1 rRNA gene is annotated in these 262 nt (G+C 48.9%); it reads left to right on the forward strand.

Features of this window, described 5'->3' with window-relative positions:
• Positions 1–262 (forward strand): 16S ribosomal RNA (locus CD113_RS10385); the annotation flags it as partial.

Below are 262 nucleotides of genomic sequence, written 5' to 3' on the forward strand. Positions count from 1 at the left end.
GAGTAACACGTGGATAACCTACCTATAAGACTGGGATAACTTCGGGAAACCGGAGCTAATACCGGATAATATATTGAACCGCATGGTTCAATAGTGAAAGATGGTCTTGCTATCACTTATAGATGGATCCGCGCTGCATTAGCTAGTTGGTAAGGTAACGGCTTACCAAGGCAACGATGCATAGCCGACCTGAGAGGGTGATCGGCCACACTGGAACTGAGACACGGTCCAGACTCCTACGGGAGGCAGCAGTAGGGAATCT

It is taken from the genome of Staphylococcus simiae, from assembly GCF_002902085.1.
Lineage (GTDB): Bacteria > Bacillota > Bacilli > Staphylococcales > Staphylococcaceae > Staphylococcus > Staphylococcus simiae.